Source organism: Citrobacter sp. RHBSTW-00671, assembly GCF_014103415.1.
In the GTDB taxonomy this organism is placed as follows: Bacteria; Pseudomonadota; Gammaproteobacteria; order Enterobacterales; family Enterobacteriaceae; genus Citrobacter.
On sequence record NZ_JABXPR010000001.1, the window covers coordinates 2,780,779 to 2,806,431 of the forward strand.

The 25,653-nt window shown below is 50.4% G+C and carries 20 protein-coding genes, 2 tRNA genes and 1 other RNA gene; 15 read left to right on the top strand and 8 right to left on the bottom strand.

All coding sequences use genetic code 11. The features are described 5' to 3' along the window. The first annotated feature begins 7 nt into the window (after nucleotides 1-7). From HV261_RS13370 to narI, 4 genes are read left to right on the top strand one after another with little or no spacing between them, the layout of a single operon-like run. The gene (locus HV261_RS13370) at nucleotides 8-3,751 is read left to right on the top strand and encodes a nitrate reductase subunit alpha (RefSeq protein WP_137381695.1); all 3,744 of its coding nucleotides are present in this window, start codon (nucleotides 8-10) and stop codon (nucleotides 3,749-3,751) included. Then, the gene (gene narH, locus HV261_RS13375; RefSeq protein ID WP_202038496.1) at nucleotides 3,748-5,286 is read left to right on the top strand and encodes a nitrate reductase subunit beta; all 1,539 of its coding nucleotides are present in this window, start codon (nucleotides 3,748-3,750) and stop codon (nucleotides 5,284-5,286) included. Before HV261_RS13370 ends, narH begins: the two co-directional genes overlap by 4 nt. Beyond that, on the top strand, nucleotides 5,283-5,993 hold the full coding sequence (gene narJ / locus HV261_RS13380) for a nitrate reductase molybdenum cofactor assembly chaperone (protein ID WP_202038497.1): 711 nt from the start codon (nucleotides 5,283-5,285) through the stop codon (nucleotides 5,991-5,993). The genes narH and narJ overlap by 4 nt, the downstream gene beginning before the upstream one ends. Beyond that, on the top strand, nucleotides 5,993-6,670 hold the full coding sequence (gene narI, locus HV261_RS13385) for a respiratory nitrate reductase subunit gamma (protein WP_045443634.1): 678 nt from the start codon (nucleotides 5,993-5,995) through the stop codon (nucleotides 6,668-6,670). The genes narJ and narI overlap by 1 nt, the downstream gene beginning before the upstream one ends. 229 nt (nucleotides 6,671-6,899) lie before the next feature. Here narI and HV261_RS13390 read toward each other — a convergent pair. The 5 genes from HV261_RS13390 to HV261_RS13410 form a co-directional block, all read right to left on the bottom strand. Next, a non-coding RNA gene (locus HV261_RS13390) (RtT sRNA) lies at nucleotides 6,900-7,030 on the bottom strand. Nucleotides 7,031-7,074: 44 nt separating this feature from the next. Then, nucleotides 7,075-7,159: transfer RNA gene (locus HV261_RS13395), tRNA-Tyr, on the bottom strand. 34 nt (nucleotides 7,160-7,193) lie between these two features. Next, nucleotides 7,194-7,278, bottom strand: a tRNA-Tyr gene (locus HV261_RS13400). Between the two features lie 157 nt (nucleotides 7,279-7,435). Continuing rightward, on the bottom strand, nucleotides 7,436-8,278 hold the full coding sequence (purU, locus tag HV261_RS13405) for a formyltetrahydrofolate deformylase (protein WP_202038498.1): 843 nt from the start codon (nucleotides 8,276-8,278) through the stop codon (nucleotides 7,436-7,438). 55 nt (nucleotides 8,279-8,333) lie between these two features. Next, complete coding sequence (locus HV261_RS13410) at nucleotides 8,334-8,789, bottom strand: YchJ family protein (RefSeq protein ID WP_202038499.1); 456 nt, start codon at nucleotides 8,787-8,789, stop codon at nucleotides 8,334-8,336. A gap of 111 nt (nucleotides 8,790-8,900) precedes the next feature. Between HV261_RS13410 and rssA the strand changes: the two genes are divergently transcribed. The 3 genes from rssA to galU all read left to right on the top strand — a co-directional run bounded on the left by rssA (nucleotide 8,901) and on the right by galU (nucleotide 12,026). Continuing rightward, nucleotides 8,901-9,809, top strand: coding sequence for a patatin-like phospholipase RssA (rssA, locus tag HV261_RS13415; RefSeq protein WP_137381699.1), 909 nt, complete (start codon nucleotides 8,901-8,903; stop codon nucleotides 9,807-9,809). Nucleotides 9,810-9,899: 90 nt separating this feature from the next. After that, a complete protein-coding gene (gene rssB, locus HV261_RS13420) occupies nucleotides 9,900-10,913 on the top strand; it encodes a two-component system response regulator RssB (RefSeq protein WP_202038500.1) in 1,014 nt (337 codons plus the stop codon). 204 nt (nucleotides 10,914-11,117) lie between these two features. Beyond that, nucleotides 11,118-12,026, top strand: a complete 909-nt coding sequence (gene galU / locus HV261_RS13425) for a UTP--glucose-1-phosphate uridylyltransferase GalU (protein ID WP_045443617.1) — start codon at nucleotides 11,118-11,120, stop codon at nucleotides 12,024-12,026. Between the two features lie 137 nt (nucleotides 12,027-12,163). On the opposite strand, the gene hns is transcribed toward galU, so the two are convergent. Continuing rightward, nucleotides 12,164-12,577 (bottom strand): histone-like nucleoid-structuring protein H-NS, encoded by a 414-nt coding sequence (gene hns, locus HV261_RS13430; protein WP_003020723.1) that lies wholly within the window; start codon nucleotides 12,575-12,577, stop codon nucleotides 12,164-12,166. Nucleotides 12,578-13,222: 645 nt separating this feature from the next. Here hns and tdk point away from each other — a divergent pair. After that, nucleotides 13,223-13,840 (top strand): thymidine kinase, encoded by a 618-nt coding sequence (gene tdk, locus HV261_RS13435; protein WP_005126397.1) that lies wholly within the window; start codon nucleotides 13,223-13,225, stop codon nucleotides 13,838-13,840. A gap of 222 nt (nucleotides 13,841-14,062) precedes the next feature. On the opposite strand, the gene adhE is transcribed toward tdk, so the two are convergent. Next, complete coding sequence (gene adhE, locus HV261_RS13440) at nucleotides 14,063-16,741, bottom strand: bifunctional acetaldehyde-CoA/alcohol dehydrogenase (protein WP_202038501.1); 2,679 nt, start codon at nucleotides 16,739-16,741, stop codon at nucleotides 14,063-14,065. 487 nt (nucleotides 16,742-17,228) lie between these two features. Here adhE and ychE point away from each other — a divergent pair, with 487 nt between their 5' ends. From ychE to HV261_RS13475, 7 genes are all read left to right on the top strand, one after another. After that, nucleotides 17,229-17,876: an NAAT family transporter YchE gene (gene ychE, locus HV261_RS13445; protein WP_137381703.1), complete on the top strand. Its 648-nt coding sequence runs from the start codon at nucleotides 17,229-17,231 to the stop codon at nucleotides 17,874-17,876. Between the two features lie 772 nt (nucleotides 17,877-18,648). Further along, a complete protein-coding gene (gene oppA, locus HV261_RS13450; protein WP_137381704.1) occupies nucleotides 18,649-20,280 on the top strand; it encodes an oligopeptide ABC transporter substrate-binding protein OppA in 1,632 nt (543 codons plus the stop codon). A 233-nt stretch (nucleotides 20,281-20,513) separates the two neighbouring features. Beyond that, nucleotides 20,514-21,434: an oligopeptide ABC transporter permease OppB gene (gene oppB / locus HV261_RS13455; protein WP_005126405.1), complete on the top strand. Its 921-nt coding sequence runs from the start codon at nucleotides 20,514-20,516 to the stop codon at nucleotides 21,432-21,434. 14 nt (nucleotides 21,435-21,448) lie between these two features. Next, nucleotides 21,449-22,357: an oligopeptide ABC transporter permease OppC gene (gene oppC / locus HV261_RS13460; RefSeq protein WP_048211481.1), complete on the top strand. Its 909-nt coding sequence runs from the start codon at nucleotides 21,449-21,451 to the stop codon at nucleotides 22,355-22,357. An 11-nt stretch (nucleotides 22,358-22,368) separates the two neighbouring features. Continuing rightward, on the top strand, nucleotides 22,369-23,382 hold the full coding sequence (gene oppD, locus HV261_RS13465; RefSeq protein WP_005126407.1) for a murein tripeptide/oligopeptide ABC transporter ATP-binding protein OppD: 1,014 nt from the start codon (nucleotides 22,369-22,371) through the stop codon (nucleotides 23,380-23,382). Beyond that, nucleotides 23,379-24,383: a murein tripeptide/oligopeptide ABC transporter ATP-binding protein OppF gene (gene oppF / locus HV261_RS13470; RefSeq protein WP_048211482.1), complete on the top strand. Its 1,005-nt coding sequence runs from the start codon at nucleotides 23,379-23,381 to the stop codon at nucleotides 24,381-24,383. Before oppD ends, oppF begins: the two co-directional genes overlap by 4 nt. Before the next feature lie 47 nt (nucleotides 24,384-24,430). Further along, complete coding sequence (locus HV261_RS13475) at nucleotides 24,431-25,267, top strand: ion transporter (RefSeq protein WP_202038502.1); 837 nt, start codon at nucleotides 24,431-24,433, stop codon at nucleotides 25,265-25,267. A 37-nt stretch (nucleotides 25,268-25,304) separates the two neighbouring features. On the opposite strand, the gene HV261_RS13480 is transcribed toward HV261_RS13475, so the two are convergent. Beyond that, nucleotides 25,305-25,634, bottom strand: a complete 330-nt coding sequence (locus HV261_RS13480) for an HI1450 family dsDNA-mimic protein (RefSeq protein WP_137381707.1) — start codon at nucleotides 25,632-25,634, stop codon at nucleotides 25,305-25,307. Between the last annotated feature and the right edge of the window lie 19 nt (nucleotides 25,635-25,653).

Genomic DNA, 25,653 nt, shown 5'->3' on the forward strand with positions numbered 1-25,653 from the left:
AAAACCGATGAGTAAATTCCTGGACCGGTTTCGCTACTTCAAACAGAAGGGCGAAACCTTTGCCGATGGGCACGGCCAGCTTCTCAACACCAACAGGGACTGGGAGGATGGATACCGCCAGCGTTGGCAGCATGACAAAGTCGTGCGTTCAACCCACGGCGTAAACTGCACCGGCTCATGCAGCTGGAAAATCTACGTGAAAAATGGTCTGGTAACCTGGGAAACCCAGCAAACTGACTACCCGCGTACTCGTCCTGATCTGCCAAACCACGAACCTCGCGGCTGCCCGCGTGGCGCGAGCTATTCCTGGTATCTCTACAGCGCTAACCGCCTCAAATATCCGCTGATGCGCAAACGTCTGATGAAGATGTGGCGTGAAGCGAAAAGACTGCACAGCGATCCCGTTGACGCCTGGGCCTCCATCATCGAAGACGCCGATAAAGCAAAAAGCTTCAAACAAGCGCGTGGTCGTGGCGGGTTTGTCCGTTCTTCCTGGCAGGAAGTCAACGAACTGATTGCAGCATCTAACGTCTATACCGTGAAAACCTATGGTCCTGACCGCGTGGCGGGTTTCTCTCCGATCCCGGCAATGTCGATGGTTTCTTATGCTTCCGGTGCTCGTTACCTGTCACTGATTGGCGGTACCTGCCTGAGCTTCTACGACTGGTACTGCGACCTGCCGCCTGCCTCTCCGCAGACCTGGGGCGAGCAGACTGACGTACCGGAATCTGCTGACTGGTACAACTCCAGCTACATCATCGCCTGGGGTTCTAACGTACCGCAGACCCGTACACCGGATGCGCACTTCTTCACAGAAGTTCGCTACAAAGGGACCAAAACTGTCGCGATTACGCCGGACTATGCAGAAATCGCCAAGCTTTGCGACCTGTGGCTGGCACCGAAGCAGGGGACTGATGCCGCGATGGCGCTGGCGATGGGCCACGTTATGCTGCGTGAGTTCCATCTCGACAACCCAAGCCAGTATTTTACCGACTACGTGCGTCGTTACACCGACTTCCCGATGCTGGTGATGCTCGAAGAGCGTGACGGGTATTATGCGGCGGGTCGTATGCTGCGTGCGGCGGATTTGGTCGATTCTCTGGGCCAGGAAAACAACCCGGAATGGAAAACTGTCGCGATTAACAGCAACGGCGAGATGGTTGCGCCGAACGGTTCAATCGGTTTCCGCTGGGGCGAAAAAGGTAAATGGAACCTGGAGCAGCGCGACGGTACGTCTGGTGCCGAAACTGAACTGCAACTTAGCCTGCTGGGTAGCCAGGATGACATCGCGGAAGTCGGTTTCCCGTACTTCGGTGGCGAAGGAACTGAACACTTCAATAAAGTCGAACTGGAAAACGTTCTGCTGCATAAACTGCCGGTTAAACGACTGCAGTTGGCCGATGGCTCTACGGCGCTGGTGACCACCGTTTACGATCTGACTATGGCTAACTACGGCCTTGAGCGTGGTCTGAATGATGAAAACTGCGCGACCAGCTACGATGACGTAAAAGCGTATACCCCTGCGTGGGCAGAAAAAATCACCGGTGTTTCACGTTCTCAAATTGTGCGTATTGCCCGTGAATTTGCTGATAACGCCGATAAAACCCACGGACGTTCGATGATCATCGTCGGTGCGGGTCTGAACCACTGGTATCACCTCGATATGAACTATCGCGGCCTGATCAACATGCTAATTTTCTGCGGCTGTGTCGGTCAGAGCGGCGGCGGCTGGGCACACTATGTGGGCCAGGAAAAACTGCGTCCACAGACCGGCTGGCAGCCACTGGCGTTTGCACTTGACTGGCAGCGTCCTGCGCGTCACATGAACAGTACGTCCTACTTCTATAACCACTCCAGCCAGTGGCGCTATGAGACGGTAACAGCGCAAGAATTGCTGTCGCCGATGGCGGATAAATCCCGCTATAGCGGTCATCTGATCGACTTCAACGTGCGCGCCGAGCGTATGGGCTGGTTGCCGTCCGCACCGCAGTTGGGGACTAACCCGCTGTACATTGCGCGTGAGGCGGAAAAAGCGGGGATGACACCCGTCGATTACACCGTTAAATCTCTGAAAGACGGTTCTATTCGCTTTGCGGCAGAACAACCAGAAAACGGTAAAAACCATCCACGTAACCTGTTTATCTGGCGCTCTAATCTGCTGGGTTCATCCGGTAAAGGCCATGAATACATGCTGAAGTATCTGCTGGGTACTGAGCACGGTATTCAGGGACTGGATCTGGGTAAACAGGGCGGCGTGAAACCAGAAGAAGTGGAATGGCAGGATAATGGTCTTGACGGCAAGCTGGATCTGGTGGTGACGCTGGACTTCCGTCTGTCGAGCACCTGCCTGTATTCCGACATCGTGCTGCCAACGGCCACCTGGTATGAAAAAGACGACATGAATACCTCGGATATGCATCCGTTTATTCATCCGCTGTCTGCTGCTGTTGACCCGGCCTGGGAATCGAAAAGCGACTGGGAAATCTACAAAGCTATCGCTAAGAAATTCTCTGAAGTTTGTGTCGGTCACCTTGGTAAAGAAACCGACGTGGTGACACTGCCTATCCAGCACGACTCTGCTGCTGAACTGGCGCAGCCGCTGGACGTGAAAGACTGGAAAAAAGGCGAATGCGACCTGATCCCTGGCGTCACCGCACCGCACATCATGACCGTTGAGCGTGATTATCCGGCAACTTACGAGCGCTTCACCTCTATCGGCCCGTTGATGGACAAAGTCGGTAACGGTGGTAAAGGGATTGCCTGGAATACCCAGAGCGAGATGGATCTGCTGCGTAAGCTCAATTACACCAAGGCAGAAGGTCCGGCGAAAGGCCAACCTTGTCTTAATACAGCCATTGATGCCGCTGAGATGATCCTGACGCTGGCACCGGAAACGAATGGCCAGGTCGCCGTCAAAGCCTGGGCTGCGCTGAGTGAATTTACCGGCCGTGACCATACGCATCTGGCACTGAACAAAGAAGACGAGAAAATTCGCTTCCGTGATATTCAGGCGCAACCGCGCAAAATCATCTCCAGCCCGACCTGGTCAGGTCTGGAAGATGAACACGTTTCTTATAACGCCGGTTACACCAACGTTCATGAGCTAATCCCATGGCGCACGCTGTCTGGTCGCCAGCAGTTGTATCAGGATCACCAGTGGATGCGTGACTTCGGCGAAAGCCTGCTGGTCTATCGTCCGCCAATCGACACCCGTTCGGTGAAAGAGGTGATGGGCGAGAAGTCTAATGGCAACCCAGAAAAAGCGCTCAACTTCCTGACGCCACACCAGAAGTGGGGTATCCACTCTACCTACAGTGACAACCTGCTGATGCTGACGTTAGGTCGCGGCGGTCCGATTGTGTGGATGAGTGAAGCCGATGCGAAAGATTTGGGCATCGAAGATAACGACTGGATCGAAGTTTTCAACAGCAACGGTGCCTTAACTGCCCGTGCCGTTGTCAGCCAACGTGTGCCGGCCGGGATGACCATGATGTACCACGCGCAGGAACGTATTGTGAACCTGCCTGGTTCAGAAATTACCCAGCAGCGTGGTGGGATCCATAACTCGGTAACGCGTATTACGCCGAAACCGACCCACATGATCGGTGGCTATGCACATCTGGCCTACGGCTTTAACTACTACGGCACCGTAGGGTCGAACCGTGATGAGTTCGTTGTGGTACGTAAGATGAAGAACATTGACTGGTTGGATGGTGAAGGCAATGACCAGGTACAGGAGAGCGTAAAATGAAAATTCGTTCACAAGTCGGCATGGTGCTGAATCTCGATAAGTGCATCGGTTGCCACACCTGTTCAGTAACCTGCAAAAACGTCTGGACCAGCCGTGAAGGTGCCGAATATGCCTGGTTCAACAACGTTGAAACGAAGCCAGGAACGGGCTTCCCGACTGACTGGGAAAACCAGGAAAAATGGAAGGGCGGTTGGGTCCGTAAAATCAACGGCAAGCTGGTGCCGCGCATGGGTAACAAAGCGCTGCTGCTGGGTAAAATCTTTGCTAACCCGCATCTGCCGGGCATTGATGATTACTACGAGCCGTTTGATTTCGACTACCAGACACTGCACAACGCGCCCGCAGATAGCAAGGCGCAGCCGATCGCCCGTCCGCGCTCGCTGATTACCGGTCAGCGTATGGACAAAATCACCAAAGGTCCGAACTGGGAAGATGACCTGGGCGGTGAGTTTGAGAAGCTGGCGAAAGACCAGAACTTCGAAAATATGCAGAAGGCGATGTACGGGCAGTTTGAAAATACCTTCATGATGTATCTGCCCCGTCTGTGCGAGCACTGTCTGAACCCGGCGTGCGTGGCGACCTGCCCAAGTGGTGCCATCTACAAACGTGAAGAAGATGGCATCGTGCTGATTGACCAGGACAAGTGCCGCGGCTGGCGTATGTGCATCACCGGGTGTCCGTACAAGAAGATCTACTTCAACTGGAAGAGCGGTAAATCTGAGAAGTGCATCTTCTGCTATCCGCGTATCGAAGCGGGCCAACCGACGGTATGTTCTGAAACCTGTGTTGGTCGTATTCGTTACCTCGGCGTGTTGCTGTATGACGCCGATGCTATCGAAAGCGCTGCCAGCACCGAGAACGAGAAAGATCTGTATCAGAGTCAGCTGGACGTATTCCTCGATCCAAACGATCCGGCGGTGATTGAACAGGCACTGAAAGATGGCATTCCGCTGAGCGTAATCGACGCGGCCCAGCAGTCGCCGGTATACAAAATGGCGATGGACTGGAAGCTGGCGCTGCCGCTGCACCCGGAATACCGCACGTTGCCGATGGTCTGGTATGTTCCGCCTTTGTCACCAATTCAGTCTGCGGCTGACGCAGGTGAGCTGGGTAGCAACGGTATTCTGCCAGACGTGGACAGCCTGCGTATCCCGGTTCAGTACCTGGCGAACCTGCTGACTGCGGGTGATACCCAGCCGGTACTGCGGGCGCTGAAACGTATGCTGGCGATGCGTCACTACAAACGCGCAGAAACCGTAGACGGTAAAGTTGATACCCGTGCGCTGGAAGAGGTCGGGCTGACCGAAGCTCAGGCGCAAGAGATGTATCGTTACCTGGCGATTGCTAACTATGAAGATCGTTTTGTGATCCCGAGCAGCCATCGCGAACTGGCGCGTGAAGCATTCCCGGAGAAAAGTGGTTGTGGTTTCACCTTCGGTGATGGTTGCCACGGTTCTGATACGAAATTCAATCTGTTCAACAGTCGCCGCATCGATGCTGTCGATGTGACCAGCAAAACGGAGCCGCACCAATGATTGAACTCGTCATTGTTTCGCGTCTGCTCGAGTACCCGGATGCTGCCTTGTGGCAGCATCAGCAGGAACTTTTCGATGCACTCGCGTCATCTGAAAACCTGGACAAAGAGGATGCCCAGACGCTGGGCGTTTTCCTGCGCGATTTAACTGCGCAGGACATGCTGGATGCGCAGGCAAGCTATAGCGAACTGTTTGACCGTGGCCGTGCGACGTCGCTGCTGCTGTTTGAACATGTTCACGGTGAATCCCGCGATCGCGGCCAGGCGATGGTTGATCTGATGGCCCAGTATGAGCAGCACGGACTACAACTGGATAGCCGCGAATTGCCTGACCACTTGCCGCTGTATCTGGAGTACCTTGCACAGTTGCCAAAAAGCGAAGCGTTAGGTGGCTTGCAGGATATCGCTCCGATTCTGGCGCTGCTCAGTGCACGTCTGCAACAGCGCGAAAGCCGTTACGCGGTGCTGTTCGATCTGCTGTTAAAACTGGCGAATACCGCTATTGACAGTGACAAAGTGGCCGAAAAAATTGCGGATGAAGTTCGTGATGACACGCCGCAGGCATTGGATGCTGTTTGGGAAGAAGAGCAGGTGAAATTCTTTGCCGACCAGGGATGTGGTGAGTCTGAAATTTCTGCTCACCAGCGTCGTTTTGCCGGGGCCGTTGCGCCGCAGTACCTGAACATCACCACCGGAGGACAGAACTAATGCACTTCCTGAATACGTTCTTCTTTGACATCTATCCGTATATTGCGGGTTCTGTCTTTCTGATTGGCAGCTGGTTACGCTACGACTACGGTCAGTATACCTGGCGTGCGGCTTCCAGCCAGATGCTGGATCGCAAAGGGATGAACCTTGCGTCAAACCTGTTTCACATTGGGATCCTCGGCATCTTCGCGGGTCATTTCCTGGGGATGCTGACGCCGCACTGGATGTACGAAGCGTGGTTACCGCTTGAAGTGAAGCAAAAGATGGCGATGTTTGCCGGTGGTGCCAGTGGGGTGATGTGCCTGGTGGGGGGCGTGCTGCTGCTGAAACGTCGTCTGTTCAGTCCGCGCGTGCGTGCAACGACCACGGGTGCCGACATTCTGGTGCTGTCTGTTCTGGTTATCCAGTGTGCGCTGGGCCTGCTGACCATTCCGTTCTCGGCTCAGCATATGGACGGTAGCGAAATGATGAAGCTGGTGAACTGGGCGCAATCAGTGGTGACCTTCCACGGCGGGGCGTCTCAGTATCTGGATGGCGTGGCATTCATTTTCCGCATGCACCTGGTATTAGGCATGACGCTGTTCCTGCTGTTCCCGTTCTCGCGTCTGGTACATATCTGGAGCGTGCCAGTCGAGTATCTGACACGTAAATATCAGATTGTGCGCGCCCGTCATTAATATCGCATTGCAACGCACCAAACCCCGCTTCGGCGGGGTTTTTTTATGCCAGTTCGCCGGATGGCAGCGTAACCGCCTTATCCGGCCTACGCGGACACCAGCTCTCTGTCGGCCTGATAAGCGAATTGCACCGCAGATGTCAGTGATGTTTGTAGGCCTGATAAGCGTAGCGCATCAGGCAAATAAAGGGCATTGCAGTTGGATTGTGTGTTGATTCTTTATGAAATGATGGTGGTGGGGGAAGGATGACTCAGCGCTACGCGCTTCGCCCTTCGGGTCGTTGCCTGCGGCAACGCTTTCTCGCTATGCTCGAATCGAACCTTAGTCGAAGCTTCTCATCCTTCCCGCATGGGTAGAATATGGAGCATTGCGTATTGATTGGGATGTAGTGCTTTATGAAGTGATGGTGGTGGGGGAAGGATTCGAACCTTCGAAGTCGATGACGGCAGATTTACAGTCTGCTCCCTTTGGCCGCTCGGGAACCCCACCAGGGGTAATTCAAATTGTAGGCAGTGCTTGAAGATGGTGGTGGGGGAAGGATTCGAACCTTCGAAGTCGATGACGGCAGATTTACAGTCTGCTCCCTTTGGCCGCTCGGGAACCCCACCACGGGGTAATGCTATGTTACTGGCCTGCTTCCTTGGGAAGCGGGGCGCATCATATCAAATGACGCGCCGCTGTAAAGCATTCCTTTGCTTAACGTGGATCGTTTGCGTACTTTTCATCCGTAACGCAGTAAAGCTAATCAATTCATATTATTGGTGATTACAGAATAATCGTTCGGTTACCGTAAACGAAAACTCGCTGGGCCAGAACCTGATACAGCGCACGGCTTAATACGTTTTTCTCAACGTCACGGCCGGCACGCATCATATCCTCTGCGGTATAGGTATGATCCACATGAATCACGTCCTGCATGATGATCGGACCTTCGTCGAGATTGTCATTTACATAGTGGGCTGTCGCTCCGATGATCTTCACGCCGCGCTCATACGCCTGATGGTACGGGCGTGCGCCAATAAAGGCGGGCAGGAATGAGTGGTGAATGTTGATGATCTTATTTGGGAAGCGAGAAACAAATGTCGGCGTCAGGACACGCATATATTTTGCCAGTACGACATAGTCTGGCTGATGTGCGTCGATAGCGTCCGCCATTTTTTGGTCATGCTCGTCACGCGTTAATCCTTCGTGGCTGACCAGCTCAAAAGGAATGTCAAAACGCTCAACCAGGGAACGTAGCGTGTCGTGGTTGCCGATAACCGCGGCAATTTCAACATCCAGTCCGCCGTAATTGGCCTTCATTAACAGATCGCCCAAACAGTGGGCTTCTTTGGTGACTAAAATAACGATGCGGCGGCGTCCCGCTGGCGTAAGCTCGCGAATGGAACCTTCTGGTAGCGCGCTGTCCAGATCGGCCAGCAGTGTGACATCGTTAAAAATACCTTCCAGTTCGGTACGCATGAAAAAACGGCCGGTACGGTGGTCTACGAACTCATTGTTCTGCACGATGTTCAGTTCGTGCTTGTAACAGATGTTAGTAATGCGCGCGATCAGACCTTTTTGGTCCGGGCAAATAGTACGCAGCACTTTTCGTTGTAATGAATGCATTTGCAGCGGAGATCCTGTTGAGAATGTTTGCATAATTGATACTGTCGGGCGTTGATTAGCCGCAGCACTTTTTAAATTTTTTACCGGAGCCACAAGGGCAGGTATCGTTTCGTCCAATTTGCGGGCGTGTACCATCGATATAGTACCACTGACCGTTTTCTTTTAAAAAACGAGAGCGTTCGATAATTGCGCCTGTTTTTCCCTGTTCAGAAAACCGTGCGACAAAACTGACATAACCGATAGCGTCGGTTTCTGCCGTCTGCTGTTCAAAAACGGTCAGCCCCAGCCATTCGGTATGGGTAAATCCTGCAATAATGTCATCCCGGAAATCGGCGGCATGGCAATCTGGGTGCCAGGTTTTGATGAGGTAATCTGCGTCTTTCATCACAAAAGCACAGTAACGAGAACGCATGAGGTGTGACGGCGTAGGTGCTACTTGTGCACCGGACACATAACGGTAGCAACATAGGCTATACTCGACAGCGCTACCACAGGGACAAAGCTGAGACACAAAGTACTCCCTGGAATAAAAAAACGGCGTAAAAACGCCAGGGTGGCACTATGTTAACTGAGCCGTGGCGATGTTGCTACGTCTGCAAGCCAGGGGAAGTCTGTAGGTATAATGAGAAAAATAAAAATTGGGCTGGCGCTAGGTTCCGGCGCAGCACGCGGCTGGTCGCATATTGGTGTGATCAAAGCCCTGAAACACATGGGCATTGATATTGATATTGTGGCAGGGTGTTCCATTGGCTCACTGGTCGGCGCCGCCTACGCATGTAACAAACTCCCCGCGCTTGAACAGTGGGTTTGCTCCTTCAGTTACTGGGATGTTTTACGTCTGATGGATCTCTCGTGGCGCAGGGGCGGATTATTGCGCGGCGAACGGGTATTCAATCAGTATCGGAATGTCATGCCGGTAGAATCTATCGAACAATGCTCACGTCGTTTTGCCACTGTCGCAACCAATCTCAGTACGGGCCGTGAACTCTGGTTTACCGAAGGTGATTTGCACCTTGCCGTCCGTGCCTCCTGCAGTATTCCTGGCCTGATGTCACCTGTGGCACATAATGGTTATTGGTTGGTTGATGGTGCGGTGGTGAACCCTGTACCCGTCTCTCTGACGCGTGCGTTGGGGGCCGATATCGTTATTGCGGTCGACCTGCAACATGATGCGCACCTGATGCAACAGGACCTGCTCTCCTTCAACGTCAATAGTGAAACCGAAGCGAACGATGATGATGAGCTGTCATGGCATGCCCGCCTGAAAGAGCGCTTGAGCAACATTACGGCCCGGCGAGCAGTCACGGCACCTACGGCGATGGAGATCATGACGACCTCGATTCAGGTTCTGGAAAACCGACTCAAGCGCAACCGTATGGCTGGGGACCCGCCTGATATTCTGATTCAGCCGTTTTGTCCGCAAATATCCACGCTGGATTTCCATCGCGCCAGTGCAGCAATTGCTGCCGGGCAGTTAGCGGTCGAGAAGAAAATGGATGAGCTTCTGCCCCTGGTAAAAACCAACGTTTAACGCATTTTTTATCAACACTTAAGCAAATTCTGACAGGCGTGAGTTGCAATAGCATGCCACTATTTACTAAAGCCAGTCAGGGGGGAGAATATGACGCAGCCATTGGTCGGAAAACAGATTCTTATCGTTGAAGATGAGCCAGTATTTCGCTCGCTTCTGGATTCATGGTTTTCCTCTTTGGGAGCGACAACAGCAGTAGCGGAAGACGGGCTTGATGCGCTGGAGTTACTGGGGCGCTTCACCCCCGACCTGATGATTTGCGATCTCGCTATGCCGCGAATGAACGGCCTTAAACTGGTTGAGTATCTGCGTAATCGTGGCGATCAGACGCCTATTTTGGTGATCTCCGCAACGGAAAATATGGCCGATATTGCCAAAGCATTACGACTCGGTGTGGATGATGTTCTTTTAAAGCCCGTGAAGGACCTTAACCGCCTGCGAGAAACCGTTTTTGCGTGTCTTTATCCCAATATGTTTAACTCTCGCGTGGAAGAAGAAGAGCGCCTGTTTCGTGACTGGGATGCGATGGTGGGCGATCCTGCCGCAGCTGCAAAACTGTTGCAAGAATTGCAGCCCCCCGTGTCGCAGGTCATCTCGCATTGTCGGGTTAACTACCGCCAGTTGGTCGCCGCTGATCAACCTGGACTGGTACTGGATATTGCCCCATTGTCGGACCACGATCTCGCCTTCTATTGTCTGGATGTTACTCGAGCAGGGGATAATGGTGTCCTGGCTGCATTATTACTGCGCGCGCTGTTTAATGGTTTGCTGCAAGAACAGCTCACCCATCAGAATCAACGTTTGCCTGAGCTCGGTGCGCTATTGAAACAGGTGAATCATTTACTGCGTCAGGCTAATTTACCCGGACAGTTTCCACTGCTGGTGGGGTATTACCATAGCGGATTAAAAAATCTGATTCTGGTATCGGCTGGGCTGAATGCGACATTAAATACTGGTTCACATCACGTACAAATCAGTAATGGTGTTCCGCTGGGTACGTTAGGTAATACGTATTTGAATCAGCTAAGTCAGCGCTGTGAATCCTGGCAGTGCCAAATTTGGGGGGCAGGCGGTCGCCTGCGCCTGATGTTGTCTGCGGAATGAACAATCGAGAGGGGAGTGAATGAAATTGGTTTACCTCCCTTACGCTGTGAGTGCTACTATCAGCGGCAGATTTATTCGTATTTATCTTAATTATACCGACGTGCGTCCTTTTCAGACCAGAAGCTTACTGCGGTACTGATATACTCGGATGCGAAACAGATTGATGAACACGTTCAATATATGAACAGTCCAGGAGAGTTTTAAATGGCTGCCCTTAATTCAAAAGTCAAAAAGGCCGTTATCCCGGTTGCGGGATTAGGAACCAGGATGTTACCGGCTACGAAGGCAATCCCGAAAGAGATGCTACCGTTGGTTGATAAGCCATTAATTCAGTACGTCGTAAACGAATGTATTGCTGCGGGCATCACTGAAATTGTACTCGTGACTCACTCGTCTAAAAATTCAATTGAAAACCACTTTGATACCAGCTTTGAGCTTGAAGCGATGCTGGAAAAACGCGTAAAACGTCAGCTTCTGGAAGAAGTGCAATCTATTTGTCCTCCGCATGTCACTATTATGCAGGTGCGTCAGGGGCTGGCAAAAGGTCTGGGGCACGCGGTATTGTGTGCCCATCCGGTTGTTGGCGATGAACCCGTTGCGGTCATCCTGCCGGACGTTATTCTTGACGAATACGAATCTGATTTATCCCGTGACAACCTTGCTGAAATGATCCACCGTTTTGATGAAACAGGCAGCAGCCAGATTATGGTTGAGCCTGTAGCAGACGTAACGGCTTATGGTGTTGTTGATTGCAAGGGCGTTGAATTAACGCCTGGTGAAAGCGTACCGATGGTTGGCGTGGTAGAAAAACCGAAAGCAGACGTTGCGCCCTCTAATCTGGCCGTTGTGGGGCGTTATGTTCTCAGTGCGGATATCTGGCCTCTGCTGGCAAAAACACCTCCGGGAGCAGGTGATGAAATTCAGCTGACCGACGCTATCGATATGCTGATCGAAAAAGAAACGGTAGAAGCCTATCACATGAAGGGCAAAAGCCATGACTGTGGCAATAAGCTGGGCTATATGCAGGCGTTCGTTGAATATGGTATTCGCCATAATACGCTTGGCGCTGAATTTAAAGCATGGCTTGAAGATGAGATGGGTATTAAGAAGTAACCTCGCGGTATTATAAGGACAGAACGGCGCTGCTAATCCAGCGCCGTTTTTTATACCTAATTTGGGTAGGCGATGGGCGAAGTACGGGTAAAAAAAAATCCCGCCAGTGGCGGGATTTTAAGCAAACTATTTCTGAATTATTCCTTGATCAGGAAATCGTCCAGTTGTTTACCTTGTTCTTCCATCGCTTTTTTGATCACAGCCGGTGTACGACCCTGGCCAGTCCAGGTTTTAGTTTCACCGTTTTCGTCAACGTAGCTATATTTAGCCGGACGCGCTGCGCGTTTAGCTTTGGTGCCGGACTTAACCGCCGCCATGCTATTCAGCAGTTCGTTCGGATCAATACCATCAGCAATCAACATTTCACGATATTGTTGCAGTTTACGAGTACGCTCTTCAACTTCAGCAGCGGCAGCGCTTTCTTCTTCGCGACGCTCGCTAACTACAACTTCTAATTTTTCCAGCATTTCTTCAAGCGTTTCCAGAGTACATTCTCTCGCCTGCGCACGAAGAGTACGGATGTTGTTCAGAATTTTAAGTGCTTCGCTCATTGTAGTAATCTCAAACTTATATTGGGGGTGGTTTGTTGAGCTAATAATAGAGCGATAAATTCAGTTGTGCAATAGCCAGGAATGTAAGGAATTCAAAATTGCTCTTTATTTAGTGTCTGTATTAATTGTTCTGTCTTAATTTTACGACGCGGTCGGGCATAAAAAAGGCTTATTGGTATGCGAGCTTCCCGGCTGCAGCGAGTAAAAATTCAAGATTCAGGTCACATTTCATAGTGTACAAATAGTATCTCTTTGCAGTGATTTCAACCTTTTGTATTAGTTTTGCTTACGGGAATCCCCTATTACAAGGTGGCTATCGTTAGAGGCAATAACAATAAGGGCAGGGTTTCTTTATTGCACGGTGTTGATAAGTGACGTTGATGAATTTCAGGAGCACTATTTGTGAAAGAATGTGTATATACACATCATACTTCAGGTTGTGTGTGCTTTGGCTGCGTGCTTTCACTCTATCGTGCCCTTGAGAAAGTACTCAAGGGCACTTCCGCACGGCGAGGTATTTAGACGAAACAGGGCGATGTTCGCACGTTCTTTTATACATCCCGGATGTCACGCTGCACCGACATGTTTGTGAAATATGATACAATCCTGCCCATATTTATTTTCCCCGGTGAGGGCCGATACACAATGGCACAGCTTTATTTTTACTATTCTGCAATGAATGCAGGCAAGTCGACGGCATTGCTGCAATCTTCATACAATTATCAGGAACGTGGGATGCGTGCCGTTGTATATACAGCGGAAATTGATGACCGTTTTGGCGCGGGAAAAGTAAGTTCACGTATAGGCCTGTCATCACCAGCAAAATTGTTTAACCAAAATTCATCATTGTTCGAGGAGATTCGTGCGGAGAACGCGCAGCAACGAATTCACTGCGTGCTGGTTGATGAGTCTCAGTTTCTGACGCGACAGCAGGTTTATGAATTATCAGAGGTTGTTGATCAACTGGATATTCCCGTGTTGTGTTACGGCTTACGCACCGATTTTCGTGGTGAGCTATTTGGCGGTAGTGAATACCTGCTTGCATGGTCAGATAAGCTGGTTGAATTAAAAACGATTTGTTTCTGTGGCCGTAAGGCCAGCATGGTATTACGTCTTGATCAGGCCGGAAGACCTTATAACGAAGGTGAGCAGGTCGTTATCGGCGGAAATGAACGTTATGTATCGGTGTGCCGCAAGCATTATAAGGAAGCACAGTCTGAAGGCTCTCTGACGGCCATTCAGGAACGTCACAGCCACGACTAGCTCTCTGTTCTCCTGCTGAATTAAAATCGCAGGGTAGGTCTCTGCTTTAGCCAGAAGCACTACCCTGCGGCATTGCCTTCTGGTGCCACTCTCACACCTATTTCCCTTGCGCCTTTTCACCACAATGGCTGACGTCTGCATAGACTGGTTTTGGCTGAGTATGGCAAAAAAAAACGGCCCCAAAGGGCCGTTTATGAAGATACTAAAACTTATGTGAGTGCATTAAGCGGATTTTTTCGCTTTTTTCTCAGCTTTAGGCGCGGCTGCTGGCTCAGTTTTAGCAGCAGTTTCACCTTCGCTGTACTCACGACCGTAGTAAGTATCCAGCAGGATCTGTTTCAGTTCAGAAATCAGCGGGTAACGCGGGTTAGCACCGGTGCACTGGTCGTCAAACGCATCTTCCGACAGTTTGTCGACGTGTGCCAGGAAGTCAGCTTCCTGAACGCCAGCTTCACGGATAGATTTAGGAATACCCAGTTCAGCTTTGATTTCTTCCAGCCATGCCAGCAGTTTCTGGATTTTAGCCGCAGTACGGTCGCCCGGTGCGCTTAAACCCAGATGGTCTGCGATTTCAGCGTAGCGACGACGAGCCTGAGGGCGATCGTACTGGCTGAATGCAGTCTGTTTAGTCGGGTTGTCGTTCGCGTTATAACGAATGACGTTGCTGATCAGCAGGGCGTTCGCCAGACCATGAGGAATGTGGAACTGAGAACCCAGCTTGTGCGCCATTGAGTGACATACACCCAGGAAGGCGTTAGCAAACGCGATACCGGCGATGGTTGCTGCACTGTGAACACGCTCACGCGCGACCGGGTTCTTAGAACCTTCATGGTAGGACGCAGGCAGGTTTTCTTTCAGCAGTTTCAGCGCTTGCAGAGCCTGACCGTCAGAGAATTCAGAAGCCAGCACGGAAACGTAAGCTTCCAGGGCGTGAGTCACCGCATCCAGACCACCGAATGCACACAGTGATTTCGGCATATCCATAACCAGGTTGGCATCGACAATTGCCATGTCTGGGGTCAGCGCGTAGTCAGCCAGCGGATATTTCTGACCCGTTGCATCGTCGGTAACAACCGCAAACGGAGTCACTTCAGAACCGGTACCGGAAGTGGTGGTGACGGCGATCATTTTCGCTTTCACGCCCATTTTCGGGAACTTATAGATACGTTTACGGATGTCCATAAAGCGCAGTGCCAGCTCTTCGAAATGGGTTTCCGGATGTTCGTACATCACCCACATGATTTTCGCGGCGTCCATCGGGGAACCACCGCCCAGTGCGATGATAACGTCAGGTTTGAAGGAATTAGCCAGCTCAGCACCTTTACGAACAACGCTAAGAGTCGGGTCAGCTTCAACTTCAAAGAACACTTCAGTTTCAACGCCGGATGCTTTCAGCACGGAGGTGATCTGGTCAGCATAACCGTTATTGAACAGGAAGCGGTCGGTCACGATCAGAGCACGTTTGTGACCATCGGTAATCACTTCATCCAGCGCGATTGGCAGTGAGCCACGACGGAAGTAGATAGATTTCGGAAGTTTGTGCCACAACATGTTTTCAGCTCGCTTAGCAACGGTTTTCTTGTTGATCAGGTGCTTAGGACCAACGTTTTCAGAGATGGAGTTACCACCCCAGGAACCACAACCCAGAGTCAGGGAAGGTGCGAGTTTAAAGTTGTACAGGTCGCCGATACCACCCTGTGAAGCCGGGGTGTTAATCAGGATACGCGCGGTTTTCATCATCTGACCGAAGTAAGCAACGCGTTCTGGTTGGTTGTCCTGGTCAGTGTACAGGCAAGAAGTGTGGCCGATACCACCCATCGCAACCAGTTTCTCTGCTTTATCTACCGCATCTTCGAAATCTTTCGCACGGTACATCGCCAGCGTCGGGGACAGTTTTTCGTGAGCAAACGGCTCGCTTTCATCAACAACTTTCACTTCACCGATCAGGATCTTAGTTGTTTCCGGAACCGAGAAGCCTGCCAGTTCAGCAATTTTATATGCCGGCTGACCAACGATAGCGGCGTTCAGTGCGCCATTTTTCAGGATAACGTCCTGAACAGCTTTCAGCTCTTTACCCTGCAGCATGTAGCCGCCGTGGCTAGCGAAACGTTCACGAACTGCATCGTATACAGAGTCAACAACCACAACGGACTGTTCAGAAGCACAGATTACGCCGTTATCGAAGGTTTTAGACATCAGCACAGAAGCAACAGCACGCTTAATATCCGCAGTTTCGTCAATAACCACAGGGGTGTTACCTGCGCCTACGCCGATTGCTGGTTTACCGGAGCTGTATGCTGCTTTAACCATGCCTGGACCGCCGGTCGCAAGGATCAGGTTGATGTCCGGGTGATGCATCAGAGCATTAGACAGTTCAACGGAAGGTTGATCGATCCAGCCGATCAGATCTTTCGGTGCACCCGCAGCGATAGCAGCCTGCAGAACGATGTCAGCCGCTTTGTTAGTGGCATCTTTAGCACGCGGATGTGGAGAGAAGATGATTGCGTTACGCGTCTTCAGGCTGATCAGCGATTTGAAGATAGCGGTAGATGTCGGGTTAGTGGTCGGAACGATACCGCAGATGATACCAATCGGTTCAGCGATGGTGATAGTACCGAAAGTGTCGTCTTCAGACAGAACACCACAGGTCTTTTCATCTTTATAAGCGTTGTAAATGTATTCGGAAGCAAAGTGGTTTTTGATCACTTTGTCTTCGACGATGCCCATGCCGGATTCGGCAACGGCCATTTTCGCGAGAGGGATTCGAGCGTCTGCGGCTGCCAGAGCGGCGGCGCGGAAGATTTTGTCAACCTGTTCTTGAGTGAAACTGGCATATTCACGCTGGGCTTTTTTTACGCGCTCTACAAGTGCGTTAAGTTCAGCGACATTAGTAACAGCCATAATGCTCTCCTGATAATGTTAAACTTTTTTAGTAAATCATCTGCTCGATACGAGAGTATAGACAGACTGACGAAAATTTGTATAACGTTTTGAAAATCAAACGGTTAATTAACGTCCACTTTACTTTGATTTACTAAAAGAGCTTATACGTTAGCGTCATTTAACTCTAACGCGTTACCTCCAGGTGGCGTAAGCAAGATTACTCACTTCTGAGTAGTAATTGCGTGATCTGGATCAAATTTCCGCGAAGCTGACACCTTTCAGCAGGCCCTTTTAGCGTTTCTTGGTAAGTGTTAAAAAATTGATGTAATGAATGAGGTTAACATTAGCATATTTAATACATATTAATAACACCGAGTAATGGTAGCGTATTTACGTAGATATACGCAGATAGCAGGTGAAGTATGCTGACAAAAGGCGTATCTTCAGCGCGGATTTCATCAATTTTTATGACTCATTTTATCCGGCTAACGCTTCGGAGCTAACCGTGATCCATACGCTATTCGATTTTCCTGTCTATTTTAAATTTTTCATTGGGTTATTTGCCTTGGTCAACCCGGTAGGGATCATCCCTGTCTTTATCAGCATGACCAGCTACCAGACCGCTGCCGCACGTAATAAAACCAACCTTACGGCAAACCTATCGGTTGCTATCATTCTGTGGACCTCTCTGTTTCTGGGGGATGGAATTCTGCAATTGTTTGGTATCTCAATTGATTCGTTCAGGATTGCCGGTGGTATCCTGGTCGTGACTATCGCGATGTCGATGATCAGTGGAAAACTGGGGGAAGATAAGCAAAACAAGCAGGAAAAGTCGGAGACGGCAATACGCGAAAGCATTGGCGTAGTCCCGTTAGCGCTGCCGTTAATGGCGGGGCCGGGGGCGATAAGCTCGACCATCGTCTGGGGCACGCGTTATCATAGTGCCATTAATCTGTTTGGTTTTTTCGTGGCGATTGCGCTGTTTGCGCTGTGCTGTTGGGGATTGTTTCGTATGGCGCCGTGGCTGGTTCGCCTGTTGGGACAAACCGGCATCAACGTCATCACGCGTATTATGGGGTTGTTACTCATGGCGTTGGGCATTGAGTTCATTGTGACCGGAATCAAATCCATTTTCCCGGGTTTACTTGCCTGAATCCACCCATTCAATATAAACGGAGCTGCTCTCTGGCTCCGTTTCCCTCCATTATCAGTAAAACTTCTCACTAAAGTTGAAATGCGCCATAGCAATAATAAAAAATGCTGATAGCCAGCTGTATTTTTATGTATTGATTTTAAAGGCAATTGTCTTTTCAGCAGAACAGATGAAGCAGGGCAGCGTTGTTATTTTATTAACATCATACTCTTGGGCTTGCTGAAGGATTATCGAAATGTTATTAGTTATTTTAGCACCTAATTTAGATGAATGTGCTAATTAATAACCAATTGTTAAATTTATGTGCATTATGACGTCTCTTCGATGCCGAACAGGGTGATGAGCCGAACGTCTCACACAATGCATTGAATTAATTGGTATTGTTGTTAAAAAATCGCTTTTTTGCTGCTTTTGTTGTGCGGTTTTTTTTCAATAAAAGAGAATTGGTTAACAAATCTGTAAAATGTATTGGCGGTGAAGAAACGCATTTGATACTTTCCGGCCAGGTATTTGGCAGAAGATTTCACGTTGATGAGAATCATTTTCAGTTAGTTTCTCTCAACAGGGTAATAGCGTGCTTCCGGCAGGGGAGGCACGTAGATAATCGACGCAAGGCGATCAAACGAATCGCCAGAATAAATAAAGTCGGTGATAGCGAGCAGTAAACAAAAAACACCTGACGGCAGAAAATCTCCGGTGCCGTACAGGGATCCTGACAGGATTAACAGTCTGGTTATAAAACCAGCCATAATAATGAGGGAGTACAAACACAATGACTAATATCACTAAAAAAAGTTTAGTAGCTGCGGGGATCCTAACTGCGCTAATCGCTGGAAATGTTGCTACAGCAGCAGTGGTACCAGCTGGCGTACAGTTGGCAGAGAAGCAGACTCTGGTGCGTAATAATGGTTCGGAAGTTCAGTCACTCGATCCGCATAAAATCGAAGGTGTACCGGAATCCAACATTAGCCGTGATTTATTTGAAGGTTTATTAATCAGTGACGTTGATGGCAAACCATCGCCGGGCGTGGCTGATAAATGGGAAAATAAAGATTTTAAAGTCTGGACATTCCATCTGCGTAAAGATGCCAAATGGTCTGATGGCACGCCCGTTACCGCACAAGATTTCGTCTATAGCTGGCAACGTCTGGCGAACCCCAATACCGCTTCACCGTACGCCAGCTATTTACAATACGGACATATTGTCAATATTGATGACATCATCGCCGGTAAGAAGCCAGTTACCGATCTCGGTGTAAAAGCGATTGACGACCATACCTTTGAAGTCACTCTGAGCGAACCTGTTCCTTATTTCTACAAACTCCTTGTGCACTCCTCTCTTTCCCCTGTGCCTAAAGCCGTGGTGGAAAAATTCGGTGAAAAATGGACCCAGCCGGCTAACATCGTTTCTAACGGCTCTTATAAACTGAAAGACTGGGTTGTCAACGAGCGTATTGTACTTGAGCGTAATACCCAATACTGGGACAACGCGAAAACCATTATTAACCAGGTCACATACCTGCCAATTTCTTCTGAAGTGACTGACGTGAACCGTTATCGCAGCGGTGAAATCGACATGACCTATAACAACATGCCGATTGAGTTATTCCAGAAACTGAAAAAAGAGATCCCGAACGAAGTTCACGTTGATCCTTATCTGTGCACCTATTATTACGAAATTAACAACCAAAAAGCACCGTTCAACGATGTTCGTGTTCGTACCGCCCTGAAGCTGGCGCTGGATCGTGACATTATCGTCAACAAAGTGAAAAACCAGGGCGATCTGCCTGCCTATAGCTTTACCCCGCCATATACTGATGGCGCTAAACTGGTTGAGCCAGAGTGGTTCAAGTGGTCACAGGAAAAACGTAACGAAGAAGCGAAAAAACTGCTGGCCGAAGCTGGTTTTACCGCGGATAAACCGTTGACCTTTGATCTGCTGTATAACACCTCCGATCTGCATAAAAAGCTGGCTATCGCTGCGGCATCCATCTGGAAGAAAAATCTGGGTGCGAATGTGAAGCTGGAAAATCAGGAGTGGAAGACGTTCCTCGATACGCGTCATCAGGGCAACTATGATGTTTCACGCGCAGGCTGGTGTGCGGATTATAACGAACCGACGTCTTTCCTGAATATGGTGCTGTCTGACAGCTCCAACAACACCGTCCACTATAAGAGTCCTGCATTTGACAAGTTGATTGCTGATACCCTGAAAGCAACTGATGACGCTCAGCGCAGTGAACTGTACTCGCAAGCAGAACAGCTGCTGGATAAAGACTCTGCAATTGTACCGGTGTTCTACTACGTTAACGCCCGTCTGGTGAAACCTTGGGTAGGCGGATACTCCGGTAAAGACCCGATGGATAATATCCACGTTAAAGACTTGTATATTATCAAGCATTAATGGCAAGACGTGGGGTAATCATGTTTGCCCCACAGTGTCTTTTTCTTCGAACTATAAATACCTCTTTCGACAAAGAGAGGTATACCCTAAATAATTCATGTTGCAGGAAGGTGGCAACGCAGCGAATCGCCAGTAGCTAACTTAAGTAAGTGACTGGCGTGAGCGAGTAAAGCCAACGCACCTGCAGCTTGAAGTATGACGGGTATAAAGGCACACGCCAGAAGGTACGGGCAATGTTGAAATTTATATTACGCCGCTGTCTGGAAGCGATTCCGACGCTATTCATTCTTATTACGATTTCATTCTTTATGATGCGTCTCGCGCCGGGGAGCCCTTTCACCGGAGAGCGCGCGTTACCGCCAGAAGTTCTGGCGAATATTGAAGCGAAATACCATCTTAATGATCCGATCTCAACGCAGTACTTTAGCTATCTGAAACAGCTGGCGCACGGTGATTTTGGGCCATCCTTTAAATATAAAGACTACACCGTTAATGACCTGGTCGCGTCAAGCTTTCCGGTTTCCGCGAAGCTGGGGGCTGCGGCCTTTATTCTGGCGGTGGTGATCGGCGTCAGTGCGGGTGTGATCGCCGCGTTGAAGCAAAACACGCGTTGGGATTACACCGTCATGGGGGTGGCGATGACCGGGGTGGTGATCCCCAGTTTTGTCGTTGCTCCCTTATTAGTCATGATATTTGCGATCACCCTGAAATGGCTACCCGGTGGCGGCTGGAACGGTGGGGCGCTGAAATTTATGATCCTGCCCATGGTGGCACTATCCCTGGCCTACATTGCCAGTATTGCGCGTATTACCCGCGGCTCGATGATTGAAGTGCTGCACTCTAACTTTATTCGGACCGCGCGTGCTAAAGGGTTGCCGATGCGACGGATTATTTTCCGCCATGCGTTAAAACCTGCGCTGTTGCCGGTGTTGTCCTATATGGGCCCCGCGTTTGTCGGCATCATTACCGGTTCGATGGTTATTGAAACTATCTATGGTTTACCGGGTATTGGGCAGCTGTTTGTGAATGGCGCATTGAACCGCGATTACTCGCTGGTACTGAGCCTGACTATTCTGGTCGGCGCGCTGACCATCGTGTTTAACGCGATTGTCGATGTGCTGTATGCCGTAATCGACCCGAAAATCCGTTACTGATACTGGAGCTCGCTATGATGTTAAGTAAGAAAAACAGCGAAGCGCTGGAAAATTTCAGTGAGAAGCTGGAGGTCGAAGGCCGCAGCCTGTGGCAGGACGCTCGTCGACGCTTTATGCATAACCGGGCGGCAGTAGCCAGTCTCGTGGTACTGGTGATTATTGCGCTGTTTGTGACGTTGGCGCCGATGTTATCGCAGTTTACCTACTTCGATACTGACTGGGGCATGATGTCCAGCGCGCCTGATACGGAGTCCGGGCACTATTTTGGCACTGACTCATCCGGTCGTGATCTGCTGGTACGGGTGGCGATTGGGGGACGGATCTCGTTGATGGTGGGGATTGCGGCGGCGCTGGTGGCGGTGATTGTGGGCACGCTGTACGGTTCACTGTCGGGTTACCTGGGCGGCAAAATCGACTCCGTGATGATGCGTCTGCTGGAAATCCTTAACTCCTTCCCGTTTATGTTCTTCGTTATTCTGTTGGTTACCTTCTTTGGGCAAAACATCCTGCTAATCTTTGTGGCGATTGGGATGGTGTCCTGGCTTGATATGGCGCGTATCGTTCGTGGCCAGACGCTGAGCCTGAAGCGCAAAGAGTTTATTGAAGCAGCCCAGGTCGGTGGGGTGTCTACCGTGCGTATTGTTGTGCGTCACATTGTGCCAAACGTATTGGGTGTGGTGGTGGTCTACGCCTCATTGCTGGTTCCCAGCATGATCCTGTTTGAATCTTTCCTGAGCTTCCTGGGCCTTGGCACACAAGAGCCGCTAAGTAGCTGGGGTGCACTGCTCAGCGATGGTGCCAACTCGATGGAAGTATCGCCATGGTTACTGCTGTTCCCGGCAGGGTTCCTGGTGGTGACGCTATTCTGTTTTAACTTTATTGGCGATGGCTTGCGTGATGCCCTCGACCCGAAAGACCGTTAAGGAGTGCCGCCATGAGCGTAATTGAGACCTCAACCGCGCCGCTCGCGCAACAACAGGCTAACGCACTGCTGAACGTGACCGATCTGCGTGTGACGTTTGCCACCCCAGATGGTGATGTTACTGCAGTAAACGATTTAAACTTTTCACTACGTGCCGGGGAAACGCTGGGTATCGTTGGTGAGTCTGGTTCAGGTAAGTCGCAGACTGCATTTGCCTTGATGGGCCTGCTGGCCGCAAATGGCCGTATTGGCGGTTCTGCTACATTCAACGGTCGTGAGATCCTGAACTTACCGGAGCGTGAGCTGAACAAACTGCGCGCCGAGCAAATCTCGATGATCTTCCAGGACCCCATGACCTCTCTGAATCCGTATATGCGGGTCGGCGAACAGTTAATGGAAGTGCTGATGCTACACAAAGGTATGAGCAAAGCAGAAGCCTTTGAAGAGTCAGTCAGAATGCTGGATGCGGTGAAAATGCCGGAAGCGCGTAAGCGAATGAAAATGTACCCGCATGAATTCTCCGGCGGTATGCGTCAACGTGTGATGATCGCCATGGCGCTACTGTGCAGGCCAAAGTTACTGATTGCCGATGAACCCACTACGGCGCTGGATGTCACGGTTCAGGCGCAAATCATGACGCTGCTGAATGAGCTGAAAAGTGAATTCAATACCGCAATTATTATGATTACCCACGACCTCGGTGTTGTTGCCGGTATTTGCGACAAAGTGCTGGTAATGTATGCCGGACGTACGATGGAATATGGTAGTGCGCGCGATGTCTTTTATAAGCCGGTTCACCCGTATTCGATTGGCCTGCTTAATGCCGTCCCGCGTCTGGATGCCGAAGGGGAAGAAATGCTGACTATCCCGGGTAATCCGCCGAACCTGTTGCGTTTACCGAAAGGCTGCCCGTTCCAGCCCCGTTGCCCGCATGCCATGGAAATCTGTAACAGTGCTCCGCCACTGGAAGAGTTTAGTCCGGGCCGTCTGCGCGCCTGCTTTAAACCGGTGGAGGAACTGGTATGAATGCGGTAACCGAACAACGAAAAGTACTCCTCGAAATTGCCGATCTGAAAGTCCATTTCGATATCAAAGATGGTAAACAGTGGTTCTGGCAACCGTCGAAAACGCTGAAAGCCGTTGATGGCGTGACCCTGCGTCTGTATGAGGGCGAAACATTAGGCGTGGTGGGGGAATCCGGTTGCGGGAAATCGACGTTTGCGCGTGCGATTATCGGTCTGGTAAAAGCGACCGATGGTAAAGTTGCCTGGCTCGGCAAAGATTTGCTTGGCATGAAACCCGATGAGTGGCGGGCGGTGCGCAGTGACATCCAGATGATTTTCCAGGACCCGCTGGCATCGTTAAACCCGCGTATGACCATCGGTGAAATTATCGCTGAACCGCTGCGGACTTATCACCCGAATCTGCCTGGGCAGGAAGTTCGTGACCGCGTAAAGGCGATGATGATGAAAGTGGGGTTACTGCCTAACCTGATTAACCGCTACCCGCATGAGTTTTCCGGTGGGCAATGCCAGCGTATTGGTATTGCTCGCGCGTTGATCCTTGAGCCGAAGCTGATCATTTGTGATGAGCCCGTATCCGCGCTGGATGTGTCGATTCAGGCGCAGGTCGTTAACCTGTTGCAGCAATTACAGCGTGAGATGGGCTTATCATTGATCTTCATTGCCCATGACCTGGCTGTGGTTAAGCATATTTCCGATCGCGTGCTGGTGATGTATCTCGGACATGCGGTGGAGTTGGGGACCTATGACGAGGTGTACCATAATCCGCTGCATCCCTATACCAAAGCGCTAATGTCAGCGGTGCCAATTCCCGATCCTGATATGGAGAGGAACAAGGTTATCCAACTGCTGGAAGGTGAGTTACCCTCCCCAATTAATCCGCCTTCGGGGTGCGTGTTCCGCACGCGTTGTCCGATCGCCGGACCAGAATGCGCGAAAACGCGTCCTGTACTTGAAGGGAGTTTCCGACACGCGGTTTCCTGCTTAAAAGTAGACCCGCTATAATCGAGAGGGCTGACGCACTGTCAGCCCTTCTTTTTGGTGAGGTAAATGTGTCAGGCTTAGTCTCTTCTGTTCGCCGTACTCTCTATCGTACATTATTTGATTTAGACACCCGCTCGGGGCGCCGTTTTGAAGGCATGTGCGCACTGTTCGCATTGCTGAGTGTGATTGTTATCTTCATTGAGTCTGGGGTCGGGACGCAATACCATTTAACCTATGATGAATGGCATATTTTTGTCTGGCTGGAAGTCTTTATTACGCTGGTCTTTACCCTCGAATATCTGCTCAGATTGTGCTGCTGGGCCAATCCTGCAAAATATGTGTTTAGCTTTTGGGGAATTATCGATCTCGCGACGATTCTGCCACTGTATGTGATGTGGCTATGGCCGGAAATTAGTCTGAGTTATGTTTTTGCCTGGCGAGCGATGCGCGTGCTGCGTGTACTGAGAATACTCAAACTGTTGCGATTTATGCCGTCGCTGCGTGTGTTCTGGAGCGCAATTAAAAGTGCCCGTCATCAGTTGATACTGTTTTACTCGTTTATTGCCATTCTGATGATTGTCTTTGGCGCACTAATGTACCTGATTGAAGGCCCGAAATATGGTTTTACTACGCTGAATGCGTCGGTGTATTGGGCAATCGTTACGGTGACAACGGTTGGCTATGGTGATATTACCCCACATACACCGCTTGGCCGCATGGTGGCGTCAGTGCTGATCCTGATTGGTTATTCGGTTATTGCAATCCCGACAGGATTGATAACAACACACATGAGTAGTGCGTTTCAGCACCGGCAAAATCAGCGCAAATGTCCACAGTGCCAACAAAGCCAGCATGAGCACAGCGCGCAATTTTGTAATCGTTGCGGAAGTAAATTGCCTGACTAGAAATAAAAAAAGCTGCGAGAGCAGCTTTTTGTTTTCATTATTCGCGCCAGAGAATGTGGCAGAGTTTGTGGTCTTTTTCGCGACATAACAGAACACGCGCAAAAATATCGTTAATCTCGCCGTCTTCTGAGTCTGCCAGACCAATCACCACTTCGGCGAAGAAGTCAGGATTCAGGTCAAAATCAACGTGCTCCTGCCAGTCATCCGCAGGGTCGAATAACTCTGCTCCGCCACGCTCTTCAAACTGTAAATTGAACAGAAGGATGTCGGCCGGGTCGAGATTGTCCGCCGCCAGTTCGAGAAAAATGTCATAAGCCTGCTCGAGCGTTTCGTCTTCGGTCAGGCGGTTGTTCAAATCCATATCCATAATGACTACCTGTTTACTG

Bases quoted from the DNA above. Each gene is read 5' to 3' on its own strand.
- narH (WP_202038496.1), top strand. From the start codon at position 3,748: ATGAAAATTCGTTCACAAGTCGGCATGGTGCTGAATCTCGATAAGTGC.
- oppF (WP_048211482.1), top strand. From the start codon at position 23,379: ATGAATGCGGTAACCGAACAACGAAAAGTACTCCTCGAAATTGCCGAT.
- narI (WP_045443634.1), top strand. From the start codon at position 5,993: ATGCACTTCCTGAATACGTTCTTCTTTGACATCTATCCGTATATTGCG.
- oppA (WP_137381704.1), top strand. From the start codon at position 18,649: ATGACTAATATCACTAAAAAAAGTTTAGTAGCTGCGGGGATCCTAACT.
- purU (WP_202038498.1), bottom strand. From the start codon at position 8,278: ATGCATTCATTACAACGAAAAGTGCTGCGTACTATTTGCCCGGACCAA.
- hns (WP_003020723.1), bottom strand. From the start codon at position 12,577: ATGAGCGAAGCACTTAAAATTCTGAACAACATCCGTACTCTTCGTGCG.
- oppB (WP_005126405.1), top strand. From the start codon at position 20,514: ATGTTGAAATTTATATTACGCCGCTGTCTGGAAGCGATTCCGACGCTA.
- adhE (WP_202038501.1), bottom strand. From the start codon at position 16,741: ATGGCTGTTACTAATGTCGCTGAACTTAACGCACTTGTAGAGCGCGTA.
- narJ (WP_202038497.1), top strand. From the start codon at position 5,283: ATGATTGAACTCGTCATTGTTTCGCGTCTGCTCGAGTACCCGGATGCT.
- HV261_RS13370 (WP_137381695.1), top strand. From the start codon at position 8: ATGAGTAAATTCCTGGACCGGTTTCGCTACTTCAAACAGAAGGGCGAA.
- oppC (WP_048211481.1), top strand. From the start codon at position 21,449: ATGATGTTAAGTAAGAAAAACAGCGAAGCGCTGGAAAATTTCAGTGAG.
- tdk (WP_005126397.1), top strand. From the start codon at position 13,223: ATGGCACAGCTTTATTTTTACTATTCTGCAATGAATGCAGGCAAGTCG.
- rssB (WP_202038500.1), top strand. From the start codon at position 9,900: ATGACGCAGCCATTGGTCGGAAAACAGATTCTTATCGTTGAAGATGAG.
- oppD (WP_005126407.1), top strand. From the start codon at position 22,369: ATGAGCGTAATTGAGACCTCAACCGCGCCGCTCGCGCAACAACAGGCT.
- galU (WP_045443617.1), top strand. From the start codon at position 11,118: ATGGCTGCCCTTAATTCAAAAGTCAAAAAGGCCGTTATCCCGGTTGCG.
- HV261_RS13480 (WP_137381707.1), bottom strand. From the start codon at position 25,634: ATGGATATGGATTTGAACAACCGCCTGACCGAAGACGAAACGCTCGAG.
- rssA (WP_137381699.1), top strand. From the start codon at position 8,901: ATGAGAAAAATAAAAATTGGGCTGGCGCTAGGTTCCGGCGCAGCACGC.